The organism is Thermodesulfobacteriota bacterium (assembly GCA_039028315.1).
Classification (GTDB): domain Bacteria; phylum Desulfobacterota_D; class UBA1144; order Nemesobacterales; family UBA2774; genus CR02bin9.
On sequence record JBCCIH010000016.1, the window covers coordinates 1 to 18583 of the forward strand.

20 protein-coding genes and 2 tRNA genes are annotated in these 18583 nt (G+C 39.0%); 8 read left to right on the forward strand and 14 right to left on the reverse strand.

The features are described 5' to 3' along the window. Positions 1-88: 88 nt before the first annotated feature. Both AAF462_02090 and AAF462_02095 read right to left on the reverse strand, forming a co-directional pair. Positions 89-173, reverse strand: a tRNA-Leu gene (locus AAF462_02090). A 10-nt stretch (positions 174-183) separates the two neighbouring features. After that, positions 184-257: transfer RNA gene (locus tag AAF462_02095), tRNA-Lys, on the reverse strand. A 467-nt stretch (positions 258-724) separates the two neighbouring features. Here AAF462_02095 and AAF462_02100 point away from each other — a divergent pair. Beyond that, positions 725-961 carry a hypothetical protein gene (locus AAF462_02100; GenBank protein ID MEM7007904.1) on the forward strand — a complete coding sequence of 79 codons (237 nt, stop codon included), beginning with the start codon at positions 725-727 and terminating at the stop codon, positions 959-961. Positions 962-994: 33 nt separating this feature from the next. On the opposite strand, the gene AAF462_02105 is transcribed toward AAF462_02100, so the two are convergent. From AAF462_02105 to AAF462_02155, 11 genes are all read right to left on the reverse strand, one after another. Further along, complete coding sequence (locus AAF462_02105) at positions 995-3691, reverse strand: pitrilysin family protein (GenBank protein MEM7007905.1); 2697 nt, start codon at positions 3689-3691, stop codon at positions 995-997. Positions 3692-3935: 244 nt separating this feature from the next. Next, a complete protein-coding gene (gene pssA / locus AAF462_02110) occupies positions 3936-4751 on the reverse strand; it encodes a CDP-diacylglycerol--serine O-phosphatidyltransferase (protein ID MEM7007906.1) in 816 nt (271 codons plus the stop codon). Beyond that, complete coding sequence (locus AAF462_02115) at positions 4752-5426, reverse strand: phosphatidylserine decarboxylase (protein ID MEM7007907.1); 675 nt, start codon at positions 5424-5426, stop codon at positions 4752-4754. After that, positions 5426-6442, reverse strand: coding sequence for a ketol-acid reductoisomerase (gene ilvC / locus AAF462_02120; protein ID MEM7007908.1), 1017 nt, complete (start codon positions 6440-6442; stop codon positions 5426-5428). The genes AAF462_02115 and ilvC overlap by 1 nt, the downstream gene beginning before the upstream one ends. Beyond that, the gene (gene ilvN, locus AAF462_02125; GenBank protein MEM7007909.1) at positions 6439-6945 is read right to left on the reverse strand and encodes an acetolactate synthase small subunit; all 507 of its coding nucleotides are present in this window, start codon (positions 6943-6945) and stop codon (positions 6439-6441) included. The genes ilvC and ilvN overlap by 4 nt, the downstream gene beginning before the upstream one ends. 103 nt (positions 6946-7048) lie before the next feature. Then, the gene (gene ilvB / locus AAF462_02130; protein MEM7007910.1) at positions 7049-8755 is read right to left on the reverse strand and encodes a biosynthetic-type acetolactate synthase large subunit; all 1707 of its coding nucleotides are present in this window, start codon (positions 8753-8755) and stop codon (positions 7049-7051) included. A gap of 42 nt (positions 8756-8797) precedes the next feature. Beyond that, complete coding sequence (locus AAF462_02135; protein ID MEM7007911.1) at positions 8798-9016, reverse strand: YdcH family protein; 219 nt, start codon at positions 9014-9016, stop codon at positions 8798-8800. Between the two features lie 10 nt (positions 9017-9026). Then, positions 9027-9728 carry a tRNA (adenosine(37)-N6)-threonylcarbamoyltransferase complex dimerization subunit type 1 TsaB gene (gene tsaB, locus AAF462_02140; GenBank protein ID MEM7007912.1) on the reverse strand — a complete coding sequence of 234 codons (702 nt, stop codon included), beginning with the start codon at positions 9726-9728 and terminating at the stop codon, positions 9027-9029. Positions 9729-9968: 240 nt separating this feature from the next. Beyond that, positions 9969-11015 (reverse strand): recombinase RecA, encoded by a 1047-nt coding sequence (recA, locus tag AAF462_02145; GenBank protein ID MEM7007913.1) that lies wholly within the window; start codon positions 11013-11015, stop codon positions 9969-9971. Positions 11016-11027: 12 nt separating this feature from the next. Further along, positions 11028-12269 carry a competence/damage-inducible protein A gene (locus tag AAF462_02150; GenBank protein ID MEM7007914.1) on the reverse strand — a complete coding sequence of 414 codons (1242 nt, stop codon included), beginning with the start codon at positions 12267-12269 and terminating at the stop codon, positions 11028-11030. A gap of 2 nt (positions 12270-12271) precedes the next feature. Then, positions 12272-12736 carry a phosphatidylglycerophosphatase A gene (locus AAF462_02155; protein ID MEM7007915.1) on the reverse strand — a complete coding sequence of 155 codons (465 nt, stop codon included), beginning with the start codon at positions 12734-12736 and terminating at the stop codon, positions 12272-12274. Between the two features lie 195 nt (positions 12737-12931). Between AAF462_02155 and AAF462_02160 the strand changes: the two genes are divergently transcribed. Together AAF462_02160 and cysS are read left to right on the forward strand one after the other, a co-directional pair. Continuing rightward, a complete protein-coding gene (locus AAF462_02160; protein ID MEM7007916.1) occupies positions 12932-13735 on the forward strand; it encodes an SDR family oxidoreductase in 804 nt (267 codons plus the stop codon). Positions 13736-13748: 13 nt separating this feature from the next. Continuing rightward, positions 13749-15182, forward strand: a complete 1434-nt coding sequence (cysS, locus tag AAF462_02165; protein MEM7007917.1) for a cysteine--tRNA ligase — start codon at positions 13749-13751, stop codon at positions 15180-15182. A gap of 14 nt (positions 15183-15196) precedes the next feature. Here cysS and AAF462_02170 read toward each other — a convergent pair whose 3' ends face one another. Next, positions 15197-16165: a radical SAM protein gene (locus tag AAF462_02170; protein MEM7007918.1), complete on the reverse strand. Its 969-nt coding sequence runs from the start codon at positions 16163-16165 to the stop codon at positions 15197-15199. Positions 16166-16369: 204 nt separating this feature from the next. On the opposite strand from AAF462_02170, the gene AAF462_02175 reads away from it, so the two are divergent. The 5 genes from AAF462_02175 to AAF462_02195 form a co-directional block, all read left to right on the forward strand. Continuing rightward, entirely contained in the window at positions 16370-16744 is a 375-nt protein-coding gene (locus AAF462_02175) for a hypothetical protein (GenBank protein MEM7007919.1), read from the forward strand. Between the two features lie 45 nt (positions 16745-16789). Continuing rightward, complete coding sequence (locus AAF462_02180; protein MEM7007920.1) at positions 16790-17140, forward strand: hypothetical protein; 351 nt, start codon at positions 16790-16792, stop codon at positions 17138-17140. A 55-nt stretch (positions 17141-17195) separates the two neighbouring features. After that, the gene (locus tag AAF462_02185) at positions 17196-17483 is read left to right on the forward strand and encodes a hypothetical protein (GenBank protein MEM7007921.1); all 288 of its coding nucleotides are present in this window, start codon (positions 17196-17198) and stop codon (positions 17481-17483) included. Positions 17484-17625: 142 nt separating this feature from the next. Continuing rightward, complete coding sequence (locus AAF462_02190; GenBank protein ID MEM7007922.1) at positions 17626-17910, forward strand: hypothetical protein; 285 nt, start codon at positions 17626-17628, stop codon at positions 17908-17910. Positions 17911-17942: 32 nt separating this feature from the next. Beyond that, a partial coding sequence (locus tag AAF462_02195) for an alkaline phosphatase family protein (GenBank protein ID MEM7007923.1) occupies positions 17943-18583 on the forward strand: 641 nt, incomplete at its 3' end.

Below are 18583 nucleotides of genomic sequence, written 5' to 3' on the forward strand. Positions count from 1 at the left end.
ATTTAAAGAACTTATGCTCTGCATAATCTTATTATATATAGAATTGTTCGGATTGGGTAAAAATCAAAGAACTTAAATATTTAGGAAGTGGTGCGAGTGGAGGGAGTCGAACCCACACACCTTGCGGTACTAGATCCTAAGTCTAGCGCGTCTGCCAGTTCCGCCACACTCGCACTGATCATATGGGCTGTGAGGGAATCGAACCCCCGGCCCGATGATTAAGAGTCATCTGCTCTACCTAGCTGAGCTAACAGCCCTCTTAACTAAAGAACGATTATTATAATGAGACTGATACCAAAATCAACAATTTATTTAAATTGCAATGAGAAAATAATCCTGAAACTTAGAAATCTTTCGATATACTTTTTAATAGATGAGAGGAAAAACTTGGGTCCGGGGGTCTCTCCATATCTCTTGTATCATACCCCACTCATTATAAAGAAACCCTCCTTTAATGAGTTTTTATGGGTAAGATCTATATACCCCCGGGCTCCTTAACGTTTCATTATACTATAATTGAATTTGGATTTACAAGGTTGTTAAAAAATTAAGTTGTACGCAAAAGACTTTGAACAAAATCACCATATGTCATATATTTATAATATTACTAGTTAATTATACTTGTACTTTAGCAGGTTTTATTATAGTATTCTTTTCAGGGAACCGATTCCAAAATTATTTCTCACTTTTCCCTAAGACACTACACTCGATCAAGGAGGCTCTCATGAGAAAATCAGCCGTGGTTTATGCTCTTGCTGTAATTATATTAGTTCTAGGTGGTTTTAGCTTACAGTCTTTTGCTTCAGTCACAACTTCAGACTCTAAAATCAAAACTTGTGATAGCGGTCAAACTATTAAGCCAGCAAGGAAGGACTCTTCAATTGAAGTCGCGGCTAAGAGAATTTATATCGGTGATTGCCGCTGCGGTGGTACACAACCACCCCCGGTGCCAGGCCTCTAAATAGTATGAAGGCAAAAACCTAAGAAGTCTTGATTAATCTTGTGGTTTCACAATTGCAATTGTGTATTTGTCTAGATCTATATACTTTTTAGCTGCTGCAATAACATCTTCTTTAGTAACTGCAAAGATTTTCTCGGGATATAGGTTGTATTCTTCCCAACCTATTCCATAAAGTTCGTCAAATGTTATTTTTGCAGCCTGGGACGCATTTTCCTGAAGCCCTATTTCAAAATTACCGACGAGATAGTTTTGGGCTCTCTCAATTTCTGCATCACTTACCCCTTGCTCTAAGAGCAGAGTTAGCTGCTCTTTTATACCTTGAACCGCTTCCTCTTCTTTTTCGGGAGCTGTTCCAATATACACACCCAAAAATCCAGGTTCTAAACCAGGTGTATAAAATGATGTAACAGAATATGCAAGGCTTCTTTTATCCCTCAGCTCCAAGAAAAGTCTGCCACCCATTCCTGACATTATTGTATTAAGGACTTCTATTGCATAGTGGTCATCATCCATTAATGTAGGTCCCTGGAACCCGAGAAGAATGTGAGTCTGCTGTTTATCTTCTTTGGTATCTATTTTTTCTCTAACTACATTAGGAGGTGTGTCTGCCTTGATAAGAGGAGACGGAGAATTCGCTTTCTCCATTGACCCAAAGTCTTTTTTAATAGTTTCAAGAACTTCTTGCTCATCTACATTACCTACTACTGTAATAACTAAATTCTCAGGTCGAGCATACTTTTTATAGAACTTGCGAAGAGTTTCGCTATCAAAACTTGATACCGTCTCGCTAGTTCCAAGTGGGTTTAACCTATATGGATGTTCTGTATAAAGTGTATCTAAGAATAAATTCACAGTAGTTCTAAGCAGATTGTCCCCCTGTCTATTAATATCAGCCAGTATCTCTCTTCTAGCACGTTCAGTTTCCTCAACTTCAAAACTAGGATTCAACATAACATCTGCAAATATATCCATAGCTGGAACAAAGTTCTTACTGAGGGATTCTACTGTTACGCCGAAGCTATTTCTTCCTGAAAATCCATCAACCTCACCTGCTATTGACTCGATTTCTTCTGCAATTTCAAGAGCACTTCTATTATCTGTTCCTCTTGTAAGCATGCGCGATACGTAATTAGAGATACCATTAGTAGATTCGTCTTCGTACCTTACGCCACCCAAAAATGCTGCTCTTGCAGCAAAAAGAGGCACTGAATCGTTCTTTTTTATAAGAACTGTAATTCCATTTTGCAGTACAAATTTATTGACATCTCCCGGCATTGTATCCTTGGCTATGTCTTTAGATTCTTTCAAATTTTGATCTTTAGTATCAGTTTCTTCGTTAACTGCAAGTGTGTCTTCTTCAATTAGAACCTCACCCTTTCCTACGTTTTGATCTTTCACATTTTTTGAGGCTGTAGTGATTATTCTATCAACTTCTTCTTTTGTAATTGTAATGTTATCAGTTGGCAGCAAAAAACCGGCTGTTAAGTTTTGGTCATTTAAATATTTTTGTGCTATTAGCATTATATCTTCTTTGGTAACCCTAGAAACCCTATCTAAATACTCTTTCTCATATCTAAAATCATCAGCTTCTATCTCATAAAATCCGAGTTTTTGAGCCTGCCCTTGCATTGTTTCTTTTGTATATATAGCATCACTTTCAATATTAACTTTTATTCTATCAAGCTCTTCATCACTAACAGGCTCATATTTTAATCTGCTTATCTGTTCAACTATTTCTGGAAGAGCTATTTTTGCCTTTTCAGGATCTAAACTTCCGCCTACAGCAAATAGACCTGCATACTTGCCGCTATATGCATAAGCATAGATATTATTTACAAGCCCTTGGTCCTCCTTGATGCTTCTAAATAACCTAGAGCTTTCTCCGCCCCCTAAAATGTTGGATAAAACAGTTAACACAGGAATATCTTCATGCTTAGCATTTGGTATTTGATAGGCAAGATTGAAATAACCTTCTTGCAGATTTTCATCTATTACATATGTTCTGATTGATTCTTGTACAGGTTCTTCATCTATTACACATTCGGCGATATCATTGTTATGAAAATTGCCGTACAGCTTTTCAATTTTCGGCATTATTTCTTTAGTGTCAAAATCACCAACAACAACCAACACCATATTGCTTGGTACATACCACTTTTTGTAGAAGTCTGTGATTCCCTCTCTGGTAAAGCTTCTTACACTTTCCTCAGATCCTATTACAGTCCTTCCGTAAGGGTGTTTAGTAAAAGCAGTAGAAAACATTTTCTCACTGAGAACTCTTGATGGAGAATCCTTACCACGTCTAATTTCTTCCACAACGACCTCTAGCTCTTTGCTTAGCTCCTCAGGGTCAAAAGTGGAGTTCTGCATAGCATCAGCCAGCACATCCAACGCAGTATCCAGATATCTGCTTGCGATCACAGTGTAATAAACAGTTTCATCAAATGAGGTAAATGCATTTATATTACCGCCACTGGCTTCAATCAAACGTGAAATTTCTCCAACTTGTCTTTTCTCTGTACCTTTAAAAAGCATATGCTCATGCACATGAGCAAGACCGTATTCTCCATCTACCTCGCATGCGCTTCCGGTCTTCACCCATACATTTACAGCAACTACCGGCGCTGAATTATTTTCTTCAAGTATTACGGTCATTCCGTTATCAAGCTGGTATTTTATGACTTCATATTGTTCAGTTGTGCCCGAAGTTTCTAAATTTTGAGTTTCCATTGATTTCTCCTGTTGATTGCAAGAAACAATCAGTATACCTAAGATAATAATTATTAATGACAGACTTATAACTTGGGAAGTGTTTGTTAGTTTCATATACCTACCTTTCTTAGTTTATATAATCAATACGAGGTAAAATTGAACTCAGTTTTAGATTAAATATATGATGAAAAATATATGACCTAGACCTAATATGATTATTACTAATAATATATCTGGGAGTTACCAGAAGGCTACCATTTTTTTAAGACCCGCTGTCAGAAGTTTCAGCATCTTCTGATAATTTCGGTCTACCCTTAAGCTGTTTTACTGCATATAAAGCAAGTCCAATAAATGCATAAAGGTATACAATTATTATAAACATTATCTCTGGATGTGTAATAATGGCAGCAAAAATAATTGCAGCTACAACCAATGCATTGAAAGGCCCGCCTAAGTTAAAATAAGGGCGTTTGCTGTAGCTCACATTACTAACCATCAAAAGACCAATTACTGGGGCAGCGATAAGGAAAAACCATACAGCTCTGATATCAGGCACTATATTAAGCGCCGTGAGGAGCATTACAGGAGCGATCATCAGTCCTGCAGCAGCCGGACTTGGAAGACCTGTAAAATTAAATTTTTCCTCATCTCCAGACTGAACATTAAATCTTGCCAGTCTAAGCGCGGCGCAAACCACATAAAACAGTACGGCCATAAGTCCAATTTTGCCTGAACCCATAAGAACCCAGGTGTATACAAGAACTGCAGGAGCAACTCCAAACGATACTAGATCAGAGAGTGAATCATATGATAGACCAAACTTGCTCTCATGGTTAAAGAATCTTGCCAGCTTTCCATCCATCATATCCAGAAATGCTGATATAACGATAAATGCACATGCCCACCAAAATCTTCTAAATACCCATTCTTCAGGTGCTCCGCCTGCAGAAACTGCAGTTATTACTTCAATAGATGTCATTATTGATAAAAGACCGCAGAAAAGATTCCCGGTAGTAAACAAATTCGGTAGTACCGGTATCATTCTTTGTCTCTTAGACTTTTTTCTCTTAGCTTGCACTTATATCCCCATCCTTGCAACTATAGTTTCCCCTGCCCAAACTCTTTGCCCCTGCTTAACATCAACGGAACACCCCTCGGGCAGGTATAAATCAACTCTTGATCCAAACTTTATGATACCAAATCTATCGCCACTTTTAAATTCCATCTCAGGCTCGGCATATGAAACTATCCTTCGGGCTAAAAATCCAGCAATCTGGGTTACCACATATTTATGACCTTGATCGGTTGTTAATAGTGTGCTTAAACGCTCATTGTCTTCAGATTTTCTTTTCATACTATCAGGGTATAGCCAACTGGGCATATTTGCGATATGAAAACTTCCGGGAGTATATTTTGTGGCTACAACTTTGCCTGTAATTGGAATTCTGTTTACATGGCAGTCATAAATAGCTAGTGATATGCTTATTTTTTGGGCCGAATCGCTTAGAAAATCCCTCTCATAGGAATCCTCGACAAATATTATAACTCCATCAGCGGGTGATAAAAATGCGTTCTTCTCATTTGGTATTTCTCTGTCGGGATCGCGAAAGAAGAAAACATTCAGAACTGCTAGAAGAATTAAAATGAATGATACGATGGTAAAACCGATTATGGCGGCTGCCCATGCAAGTAGGGCCAAAACTACTATGTAAACAATTCCCTCAGACGCAACCGGCGCCCGCCGTATCCTCATTAGTTCTTTGTTTTATCTACGAGTTTTGTCTTAAACAGAGTACTCATCATCTGGCGAAGCTCGCTTCCTACCTCTTCTATAGGGTGCTCTTGTCCTTTTTTGAGAAGTGCATTGTAGACAGGGCGTCCAGCTTTATTCTCAAGTATCCATTCTCTAGCAAACTCACCGTTTTGAATCTCGGTCAAGATTTTCTTCATCTCTTTCTTAGATTCTTCATCAACAACTCTCGGGCCCCTGGTCAAATCACCATATTCAGCGGTATCACTTATAGAATAGCGCATATTGGTTATACCGCCTTCATAGATAAGATCCACAATTAACTTTACTTCATGACAGCACTCAAAATATGCCATTTCCGGTGGGTATCCTGCTTCTACTAAAGTTTCAAAACCTGCCTGAATAAGTGCTGTTACGCCTCCGCAAAGAACAGCTTGTTCTCCAAACAGATCGGTTTCAGTTTCATCTTTGAATGTTGTTTCTATAACTCCAGCTCTACCCCCGCCTATTGCTCCAGCATAAGCAAGTGCAATATCCTTAGCCTCGCCAGTAGCGTCCTGGTGAACAGCCACTAACATTGGCACGCCAGCGCCGTCTTCAAATTGACCTCTTACAGTATGTCCTGGAGCCTTTGGAGCTACCATAAACACATCAACATTAGGTGGAGGGACAATCTGACGGTAATGTATATTTAGTCCATGACTAAATGCAACAGCGTCACCCGGCTTTAGATTATCAACTATATCATCGGCATAAATTTCTGCCTGGCTAGTATCAGGGGCAAGGATCATAATTATATCCGCCCATTTTGATGCTTTATCAACAGTCATCACATTAAACCCAGCTCCTTTGGCTTTATCCCAGCTGCTGCTACCTTTCCTTAAGCCAATAGAAACACTCATTCCGCTGTCTCTTAAGTTCTGAGCATGTGCATGGCCTTGACTTCCATAACCAATAATTGCAACTTTTCTTTTTTTAAGTTTTTTCTGATTTATTTCCTTATCGTAGTAAACCTTCATTCCTTATCCTCTCCTGTGTTTGATTTTTTAGCATCCCTTTTCATGGCCACAGTACCTGTGCGTGCGATCTCTTTTATTCCCATAGGCTCAAGTAGTTCCATAAATGCATTCACTTTTTCTTTGTCTCCAGTTAGCTCAAGCGTGTATGATTCGGCTCCAACATCTATGACCTTGGCTCTGAATATATCTGCCATTCTAAGTATTTCAGCCCTAGTTGCTTGCTTCGCTTCAACTCTGATTAATATCATTTCCCTCTCAACTCTGGTTTCTTCAGTCAGATCATCAACCCATATAACATTGACCATGTTGTTGAATCTTTTTATTACCTGTTCAATGATAAAATCATCGCCAGTCGTCACTAGAGTTATTCTAGAGGTATCCGGATCAAGTGTCTCAGCCACATTTAGACTTTCTATATTAAAACCTCTTGCGCTAAATAAACCGGCCACTCTGGAAAGCACTCCAGATTCATTGTCTACAAATAGAGAAATTGTGTGTCTCACTTATTATGAACCTCCGGAATTAATCTAAATTATAATTGATATGGGGAAGTTAACCCAGATCCCAATACTTAAAAAACTTTTCTATTATACTTAAAACTCCAGATTAAGCCACATCAACTGCGCCTAAGATCATATCATTCATTGCGCCGCCTGGTGCTATCATTGGATACACAAGCTCTTCGCAATCTACCATGATTTCCATTAGAACGACACCTTCAGTTGATAGTCCCTCTTTTAGAGTAGCTTCAACCTGCTCTGGTTTATCAGCTCTAATGCCTTTTGCTCCAAAAGATTCAGCTAACATAACAAAATCCGGTAACACCTCAAAATAAGAGGCTGAATAATTTCCTTCGAAGAACATAGTTTGCCACTGTCTCACCATACCATGATGCCTGTTATTAAGCAGTAAGATTTTAAGATCCATTTTGTGCTCAACAGCTGTAGCCAACTCCTGCATGTTCATCTGGAAGCTTCCATCTCCACATACACATACAACCTGTTTGTCTGGACATGCGAATTTAGCTCCCATAGCTGCTGGGAAACCAAATCCCATAGTTCCTAGTCCGCCAGATGTAATATGTGTCCTTGGATAGTTAAATTTGTAGAACTGTGCAACCCACATCTGGTGCTGTCCTACATCAGACACAATTATTGCATCGTCTTCCGTAACTTTGCTTAATGTATCAATTACATATGTTGTTAAAACTTTATCCCCAGTTTGATTGTAACTCATTGGGTGTTTTTCGTCCCATTCATTGATTTGTGCAAGCCACTCTTTTCGGCCTGCAAGATCAATTTTAGATGGAAGCGCTTCGAGCAATTGTTGGAGAACTAGTTTTGCATCACCAAGAATTGGGCAATGTACTACTATATTTTTATCAATTGTAGATGGATCTATATCGATGTGAATAATTTCAGCATCTGGTGAGAACTCATCAAAATTTCCGCCAGTTGCCCTGTCGTCAAACCTAGCGCCGATTGAGATAACTAAATCACTTGAATGAACTGCCATGTTTGCCGCATAGGATCCGTGCATACCTAACATATGAACATATAGCGGATCATCTTGAGGATATGCGCCTAGTCCCATAAGGGTTGAAGTAACTGGAACCTCTAGACGATGTGCAAATTCTATTAGTTCTTCTCTAGCATTTGAGTGTATAAGACCCCCTCCACCAAAAATAATAGGACGTTTGGACTTTAGGATCATGTCCACTGCTTTTTGTATCTGATTTGGATCACCTTTGGTTGGAGGTTTATAACCTCTTAGACTAATTTCCTTAGGTATAACAAGCTCATCCTCTTCTAAAATCACATCCTTTGGCATATCAACAAGAACCGGGCTTGGTCTTCCAGATGAAGCAATATAAAAAGCCTCTTTCATAGTTTTGGGAAGATCTTTTGCTTTCCTAACTAAATAATTATGTTTTGTGCATGGACGAGTAATACCAATGTGATCCGCTTCCTGGAAAGCGTCGCTGCCAAGATATGGAAGTGGAACCTGTCCTGTGAAAACAACAATTGGTGAAGAGTCCATCTGAGCTGTAGCAATGCCGGTTACTGTATTGGTAGCTGCAGGACCGGAAGTGCAAAGTACAACCCCAGGTTTTCCGGAGGCTCTTGCATAGCCGTCCGCCATATGAGTTGCTCCTTGTTCATGCCGTGCCAAAACGTGTTTTATCTTGCCTTCAAACTTGGGCATAACGTCGTAGACTTTAAGCACGTAACCACCTGGAAGTCCGAATATTACGTCTATCCCTTCCTCTATAAGAGTTTCAAAAAACATCTCAGCGCCAATCATTCTAGCCATTTCAAAATACCCCCATGCGGTTTAATTGCCTAATAATTTTTCTTACTTACTTTTGTGCTCGTGTATTTTAGTTTCCATTCGATCTTTCAGAGAAAGCTTTATCTTCTTGAGCCTTCTAACTTCAACTTCATCATCAAGACTTAAGCTTTCTTTATCCTCAAGATTCTTAATTATTTCATCGAGCTCTCTGTGCTCATCATGAATCATCTTAAATTCTTCATCTCCTTCAAGGAGTTGTGCTATTATTTCAGATTCGCTCATCTTATCTCCTTTATCTCTCTTGTCTTGATATCTCTGCCTCGGATTTCCTCATGTAATGAGGAGCCGCTGACATTAATTCATCATAAAGATTATTACTATCTAAATTTGCTTTAAATTTGTCTATAACCGAAAGAGCAACATTTGATGCTCTTGGGTAATTCAAATTTAAAGGGGTAAACATTATACCAGCCCTTAAATTATCTTCCAGGTATTCCCTGTAAAGTAAAGCTCCATCACCAATAAAGATAGTATCATCATTGATAATTTCAACAAGAGCATCGGGAGAAATCACCATGTCCTCGCTAACTCTTTGTAATTTTGCGTTATCTGATTTAAAAAGCGCCGTGAACACCTCTCCTTTTCTAGCATCTATCACAGGACATATGTAATGGGAACTAAAAGGCACATTCATAGCTAGCGCTTGTAGAGAAGAAGCTCCCACAAGAGGAATTCCTAGCGAATAGCAAATGCCTTTTGCCGTTGAAAGTCCTACTCTTAAAGAGGTAAAAGAACCAGGCCCTAGCGATACTGCAACTCCCGTTAAATCAGACTTCTGAGTGTTTAGTTCAGACAAGAGCCAGTCAATCGAAGGAACAAGTTTTTCAGTATGAGACGGTCCAATATTGAAATAATATTCACCTAAAACTCCCTCTTGACTCATAAGAGCAATACTTGCCGAGTATGTTGATGTTTCAATCGCTAATATTCTCATAGCTACTTTCTAAAATCTCCCAGAATAAAAACACAAAATTAGGCAAACTCTAAGTCAAAATTAATTAAAATAGAGCAAATATAAATTATACAATTTTATTAACTTAGGTTAATTATTACTTGAGATTTGCTAACCCACTATTAGCTAGGAAAAGATCAGATCCAAATTACAACTAATAGCCTTTAACCATTACCATTAATCCCATAAACATATTATATTTCTATTTTTGATCTTGGCAAACTAACTACTCTTGTTTCCAACAGTATGTTCAAGTATCTCTTTTTTTAATTTTTCCATTATCTCGGAGTTATCTTTAAGAAATGTCCTTGAGTTTTCTCTGCCCTGCCCCAATCTTTCCCCGTTATATGAATACCAAGTCCCGCTTTTTTCTACTATATTTGCTTTAGTTCCAATATCTATCATCTCACCTGTCTGAGAAATCCCTTCGCCAAACATAATATCAAACTCTGCATTTCTAAACGGCGGCGATACTTTATTTTTCACCACTTTTGCCCTTACCCTATTACCTTTCACATCATCGCCTTCCTTGATTGAACCAATTCTTCGAACATCGATCCTAACCGAGGAATAAAATCTAAGTGCTGTTCCACCACTAGTCGTTTCAGGGTTCATATAAGGAAGGGTTCCGATTTTCATTCTTGTTTGATTGACGAATATCACAAGTGTGTTTGATCTTCCAACTGTCCCGGTTAATTTTCTAAGCGCTTGAGACATTAGCCTTGCCTGAAGTCCAACATGGGCATCTCCCATTTCTCCTTCAATCTCAGCTCTAGGAACAAGAGCTGCAACAGAGTCTAGAACAATTACGTCTACGGCACCAGATCTCACAAGTGTGTCTACAATTTCAAGTGCCTGTTCACCAAAATCTGGCTGAGAAATTAAAAGGTCGTCAACTTTTACTCCGAGTCTTTGTGCATAGTTTGGGTCTAACGCATGCTCCGCATCTACAAATGCCGCGATGCCGCCCTGTTTATGCGCTTCAGCAATTACATGAAGTGCAAGTGTGGTTTTTCCTGATGACTCCGGACCGTAAATTTCTACTACCCTACCCTTTGGAAAACCACCTACCCCAAGGGCAGAATCTAGACCTATTGACCCTGAGGAAATAACTGAAAGCTGAGGTATCGGGGAATCTGATCCTAGCCTCATAATAGACCCTTTACCAAACTGCTTCTCAATTGAAGAGATTGCTTGATCTATAGTCTTTTCTTTTTCACCTGATTTTTTTTCTTCTAAGCTTGTGTTAGTAGTCTCTTCTTTAGCCATAATGCCTCCCAATTATACATTATTTAATAAATTTTTCCTAATTAGATAAAGTGCATTTAAAACTGTTATTAGTTTTATCTCTTCTCTTGTTCCATGAAAGTGAAATTCCCGTGCAACTGAACCGGTTTTATCGCTGTCAAAGCCAATAAACACAGTACCTACGGGCTTTTCCTCACTCCCGCCGCCTGGACCAGCAATCCCTGAGATGCCGATACCTATATCCGAGCCAGAAAGACTCCTCACGCCCTTTGCCATGGCTTGTACCACAGGAGCACTTACAGCTCCATTAGACTCAATCAGCTCGGTTGGAACACCAAGGATTTTTGCTTTTGCCTCGTTGCTGTAAGAAACAACACCTTCAAGGAAATAACTTGAGCTCCCTGGAATATTTGTAATTCTATCAGATAATAGCCCTCCGGTGCATGACTCTGCAGTGGAAATTGTTAAACTTTTTTCTTTGAGCATATTTCCTACTACTTCTTCGAGCATCTCACCATTTGTTGTAAACACATGATACCCAAGCCTTAAATGGACATCATTTAAGAAATCTTCCATCAACGATTCAGTTTCAGAGACCGTATCTGCAAAAGAGGAAACTCTTAAATGTATCTCTCTAAAATGAGCCCTGTAGCCAAGCCTTATTCCATCTCTTTCAATTCCCTCAAGTTTTTGTGCAACTTCTGATTCAGGAAGTCCAAAGGTTTTAACAAGCCTCATGGATGATTTTTTCATGCCCGGATTTCTATGTTTCAGATCAGGAATCACATATTCATCCATCATTGCCCTAAATTCTTTAGGAACTCCTGGGAGAAAATAAAAAACAGTGCTTTCGATATCAGAGCTGAATCCAGGAGCTGTTCCCCACTTGTTTAATAAAACTCTAGAACCTTTTGGTAGATAGACCTGTTTCATATTTGTTTTACTTACTTTTCTTCCAATTTTTTCAAACCTTTCAGTCATCATATCTAAGGCATCTTGATTAAATTCAAGTTCAACTCCAAAGAATTCTGCAGCAACTTCAATTGTTAGATCATCAGGCGTAGGCCCAAGACCTCCTGTTACAATTACGGCGTCCGCTCTATTTTTTGCATTATTAAAAGCTGAGCTCAGTACCTCTTTGTCATCGCCAACAGTGGTATGGTAGGCAATATTAAAGCCAAGCCCGGTAAGCATCTGACCAGCCCACTGAAAGTTGCCGTCCCTAGTAAGACCGCTCATAAGCTCGTCGCCAGTTGTAAGAATTTCTATCTTCATTTTTATGTCCAAAAAACCCAGTGACCGAATATATGAAGCGTAATACAAGCGTAGACTCCAGCCGCTACATCATCCAGAACAACTCCCCATCCATTTGGAATACGTTCAAACTTCCTTACCGGATAGGGCTTGGTAATATCAAATATTCTAAATAATAAAAACCCAATGAATATATTGCTAACTGTTGGCGGGACCAGAATCATGGTTACCAAAAACCCGCAAACCTCGTCAACCACAATTTGACCCGGATCTTCTTTCTTGTATATCTCTTCCGCTACTTTAGATGCCCAAACAGAGATAAGTATAATTACGACGGTAATCACTAAATATAAGTAAAACGGGGTAAAGGTGAGCGCATAAAAAAGCGGAATAGCAGCCAGTGTACCGAACGTCCCAGGACCTATAGGGATTAAGCCAACATAGAAAAATGTAGCTATTATATTTGCAAGAGACTTTTTAGCACCCATTTAAAAATGAGTTTGCATCTTTGACTGACGGTGTCAAGAAATAGTGTCATTAACTTTAACAAATATCTAAAGTAGACTAGAGATAAATCACATTTATATATTATAAGGCGTGTCAGCAAATCCTTGATATTCCACTCAAACTACGTAATATCTGTACAGAAATTTTAAACAACATGTATGGAGAGAATATAAATTATGTCAAACGCACTTGAAAATAAATGGGCACTAATACTCGGCGCTTCTAGCGGTTTTGGAGAGGCCGCAGCACTTGAGCTATCTAAACAAGGAATGAACATCTTTGGCGTACACCTAGACAGAAAAGGAACTATGCCGCACGTTGAGGAAATACAAAACAAGATAAAAGAAAACGGCAGAGAAGCATACTTTTTTAATGTTAACGCTTCAGATCCGGATAAACGAAATGAAGTGCTTGTAGAGATGGAACAGGTACTAGATCAGACAGAAAACCCTGGAAGCTTGAAAGTTCTAATACACTCACTAGCATTTGGTACGCTAAAACCATATATAGCTGATGAGGAAAGAGCTCGCTTATCTAGCAGAAACTTTGACATGACGCTTGATGTGATGGCACACTGCCTTGTTTACTGGACACAAGAAGTAGTAGCCAGAGGACTTATGGGAGAAGGCGGAAGAATCTTTGCTATGACTAGCGCAGGAGGACATAGAATCTGGCCGACATACGGTGCAGTATCAGCTTCTAAAGCTGCGCTTGAGTCTCACATAAGACAGTTAGCGTATGAGTTATCGCCAATTGGCATTACAGCCAACTCTATTCAAGCAGGAGTTACTTTAACACCAGCACTTGAAAAAATCCCTGGAAATGAGGAAATTATAAAACACGCAACCTCTGTAAATCCGGCTAAGAGACTAACGACCACACAAGATGTTGCACAAGCAATTGCTGCATTAAGCCAGCCAGGCACCCATTTTCTTACAGGTAATGTGATTAAAGTGGATGGCGGGGAAGATCTTATATAAATTAGGGATAAAAATGAGTAGAAAAGTAACTCTCTACAATACTCTCTCTCAAAAGAAAGAAGAGCTAATTCCACGCGAAGAAAATAAAATTAAAATGTATGTCTGCGGACCTACTGTATATTCATCAGCCCACTTAGGCCATGCAAGATCGGCAGTAACATTTGATGTAATAGAGAGATTTCTAAGTTACTTGGGATATGATGTCACTTATGTTAGAAATTTCACTGACATCGATGACAAAATCATTGCCAAAGCCAATGAAACGGGAGTGCCGGCGAATGAAATTTCAGAGAAATACATTCAAGAATATCAAGAAGACATGGAGTCAATTGGTGTTAAAGCTCCAACTATCCAGCCTAAAGTAACTGAGCATATTGAAGAAATAATTGAGCTGATTCAGAGAATCATAGATAACGGACATGCATATCAGTCTGGGAATGACGTGTTTTTCTCAGTTAAGAAATATCACGGCTATGGAAAGCTTTCCAGAAGAGATCCAGATGATATGTTCGCGGGAACTAGAATTGACGTTAACGAAAAGAAAGAGGACCCCCTTGATTTTGCTCTTTGGAAAGGAGCTAAACCGGGGGAACCGTATTGGGAAAGCCCATGGGGTAAGGGGCGCCCGGGTTGGCATATTGAGTGTTCTCTTATGAGCACAAAATATCTTGGAGACAGCTTTGATATACACGGAGGTGGTAAGGATCTAATTTTTCCTCATCATGAAAATGAAATTGCTCAATCTGAGGCGGCTACCGGCAAGCCATTTGCAAAATATTGGGTTCACAATGGCCTTATTCAGATCAACCGTGAGAAGATGTCTAAATCAATCGGGAATATTTTAAACGTAAGAGAGGCGGTTTCTATGTGGAGTAAAGAAGCCATAAGACTCTTCTTCCTATCGCATCAGTATCTAAATCCTGCAGACTTTTCTGACGCAACAATGAATGAAGCAGAAGTAGCTTTGGAAAGGCTCTACATTACTCTAAAGAGGGCTAAAGATGAAGTAGGTAATGCAAGTGGGGAAGATTCTGAGCTTGCGGCAAGCATTGATAGCTTTAAGGAGCGCTGGGTTAATGCAATGTGTGATGATTTCAATACTGCAGAGGCGCTCGGCAGCCTATTTGAACTAACAAGAGCAATAAACAGATCTCTAGATTCAAGCGGTCCTACTACCACTCTACAAACTGCTCTTGATGAAATTAGTGATTTTGGAAAGACATTGGGAATATTAGAGTACGACCCCGATGAATATTTACAAGGACATAAGCTAGATAAGGCTTCTTCTGATATAACGGAGGAAGAAATACAAACTCTTATAGATGAGAGAATCCAAGCTCGCAAAGATAAGAACTGGGCCCGTGCTGATGAAATACGTGATGAACTCGATGAAAAAGGTATTCTGTTAGAAGATAAAGCTGATGGCACCGTCTGGCGCGTTAAGTAAACCCTTAGTAATTTCTATACCCAAACACCCATATACTCTAGAGCACGTCTAATATTAGCGGGAGTCTGTGTTTCACCTCTGCAGCTATACCAGCAAGCATCACAGTTGGTCTTTCCGTAAAGATCAGGCTTATATTCAGTATAATGAGCAGTCACAGGCATCTCAGAGCACCGTTTTAGATGTCCGCTTGGAGTAACCTGAATGTGGCTAATACCTGCTGTGCAACCTGGAATTCCTCCGGTTTTGAAAAATCTTGGGATTTCTCTTAGATAATACTCAGTTGAAAGAATAGTGCCTTTCATCTCCCTACGCATCTGAATTAGCTCATCGACCAGATTTTGAACTTTCTGAAGCTCCTCATTATGAACAGAATGCTCTTCGTTATTTGTTTTCATAACACAGTAAGAGCTAAACGATATGCCAACTCCCCATTCGTTTGCCTTTCTGGCAAGCTCAGGCACCTGTTCTAGATTATCTTCCATAATTATTGTGTTCATAGTTATCTGCTGGTTAGGAAACCTCTTGCCAAGCTCCGGCATTAAATTGGAAAGCTTATCATAAAGTCCAGGTATTCCTCTGTATGTATCATGTTGTTTGTTAGGGAAATCCAGTGATATAGCAATCTGGTTTATTCCTGCATCAAAAAGCTCTTGGGCTTTATCTACAGTTAGAAGATCACCTTTGGTGACCATGGAGGTAAAAATAAAATAGGAGCATTCTTTTATTTGTCTTACTATATCAGGTAGATCTTTTCTAAGCATTGGTTCACCACCTGTAATAACTGCAACGAGCGGATCAATCTTCTTGATAACAGGACGGTAATCGTAAATACGCTCTTCATGACGGGTTTGCCAGTAGTCGCAAAAATCACATTTTGCATTGCAAAGCTTAGTAATTTCTAAATTTACTAACTTTGGCCTGCCTTTTGCTTTATTCTGAAAAAACTTTATTGCGCCTTTAAGGCTATCTTGTGGTGAAATCATTAGGGTATTTTATACATCACAATAAGCCTTTTATCAAGTAACAAAAGATAAAATTCATAAGAATATCAAAGATTATAAACACATAGTTAATATTGGGTCTCTATTTTATAGCATACGAAATATAGATAGCATATTGACTTGTGTTAGCGTTTTTAGTTTAATAAAAATAGAAGTGAAAATTACTTACTAAGGAATGATCTCACTTTGGGCAAAAAAACTATAGAGTTAGAAGTAGTTGTTTGCGATTATGTTGATGAGCACGGTGATCGGTGTTCTAACGAAGGCAACAGGGAGTCTATGAGAGTATGTTGTGTGTGCGGTATTGATGTATGCGACACACATTCTGATTTGAGCATTGTTACATCCAGGGTTTTAAATAATGATATGCTTGTTGCAGGTCAGCACCGCCATGTATTCCCATTATGTGTTGAGCATATGAATGATTTAATGAAATTAGTAGTTGAAACTTGCGGCGACAAATATGAAGTGCCGCCAAGTCACTACGGAGGCTACCCTGGAGCAACAGGAACTCCTGATGCAAAACCCATTTTCTTTAACAAGCCATCATATATCAAATAGCTAGATCTAGTTGACATTTCACTCAATATCATTTTACTAAAATATATGTCTAGAAAAGAAATTAAAATTACAGTAATCCAATGTGACCATACTCACGAAGACGGCACCAGGTGCGAAGTTCAGGGACAAAGAGAAGCTATAAGAATTTGCTGTGTGTGCGGTAAAGACTTTTGTGAGACACATTCTGATCTTAATACTGTAACTTCTACTGTGGTCAGCAACGGCAAGCTGCAAGCTGGCCGTCACCGCTATTTATATAGTTTCTGCAAAGAGCATACCGATCAATTTGTAGAAATGATTATCGAGAAATTTGGTAATAACTATGAGGTGCCTGCAACCAATTTTATGCTAGTACCAGGCTCATCGGGTACGCACTATCAAAACAATTCTTTTTAGCAGCTTGTGTTTGACTTATCCCCCTTAATTTAGTTTAATAGAGAATAATATGTCTATGAGAGAAATAGAGGTAGAAATCTTTCAATGCGACCACATAGATGAAGATGGACAAAGATGCAGCACTCAAGGTGACGAGCAGGCAATAAAAGTTTGCGGGATATGTCATAACGATCTTTGCATCACTCACTATGAACTAACCACCGTAACAGTTCAGGGAACAAGAGACCACTTTACGTATTACTTTTGCCCTCAGCATAATGATGAATTTATGGAAACTTTGGTTGAAAAGTTCGGAGACACCCGTCCTGTGCCTCAAACTGGCTATGGTATGACAGTAACATAGAAAAATTTATAAATTATTCTTAGTACAAAAACTATATTGACTTATTTCTCTGAATTTAGTTTAATTTGTATGGGGAACATCAAAACATTTCGACACTTTGATGTTATCGGGTTTTAATTTTTAATGCGAAAGGAGAGAACTGATGTCTACAAAAACTATCACAGTGGAAATGTATCAATGCGACTATGTCCACGAAGATGGAACAAGATGTGAAAATGAGGGAGAGCGTCAAGGTATAAAACAATGTGCGTTATGCAACAAAGATTTATGCAGCCGCCATTACGAGCAGGTTTCCGTATCAAGCCGAGGTGGAAGGGACACTCTTATCTACCATTTTTGCGAAGATCATATTAATGAGTTTTTAGATACGCTAGTTAATACATTTGGCGACACTCGTCCAGTAGCATATGGAGGTATGGCGAAGTAATATCCTCACGAAACTTAAGGTAAAATTAGTTTGTGAGGAATCTTGGATTAAATAGCTTAGCTCTGTGTTTATTATTTATTCTATTAACTGTTCACGCACTAGCTGAGGACAATTTAAAACAAGCTCTAGTCATAACCATAGATGGTTTAAGACCTGATGCCATCAACCAAGATTCAGCACCTACTCTTAAAAAACTTATATCTGCAGGTTCATATAGTGCATCCGCTAAAACTGTAGACCCTCCATATACACTCCCTTCTCATATGTCTTTAGTCACAGGGCTTAAGCCAGAAAACCATGGCACGTACATAAATACTTGGATACCTCAGATAGGTTATACAAAGCACGAAACCATTTTCACTGTAGCAAATAAACATGGCATTAATACCTCTATGTTTGTGGGTAAGGACAAACTTAATTTTATTGCAGTACCCGGCAGCATTGATAAATTAGAGGTTATTGAATATAGCCCTGATAGCGTTGAGACAATCACTGAGAGCTTTATAAAGGACATAGACGAAAATATCGGCATCATACTTGTCCATTTCCCAGAGCCTGATATACCAGGGCATAAAAAGGGTTGGATGTCACCCACATATCTTGATGCCGTCAAAAGAGTAGACACTGAAATTGGAAAAATTATAGGTACCCTTAAATCCAAAGATCTATATGA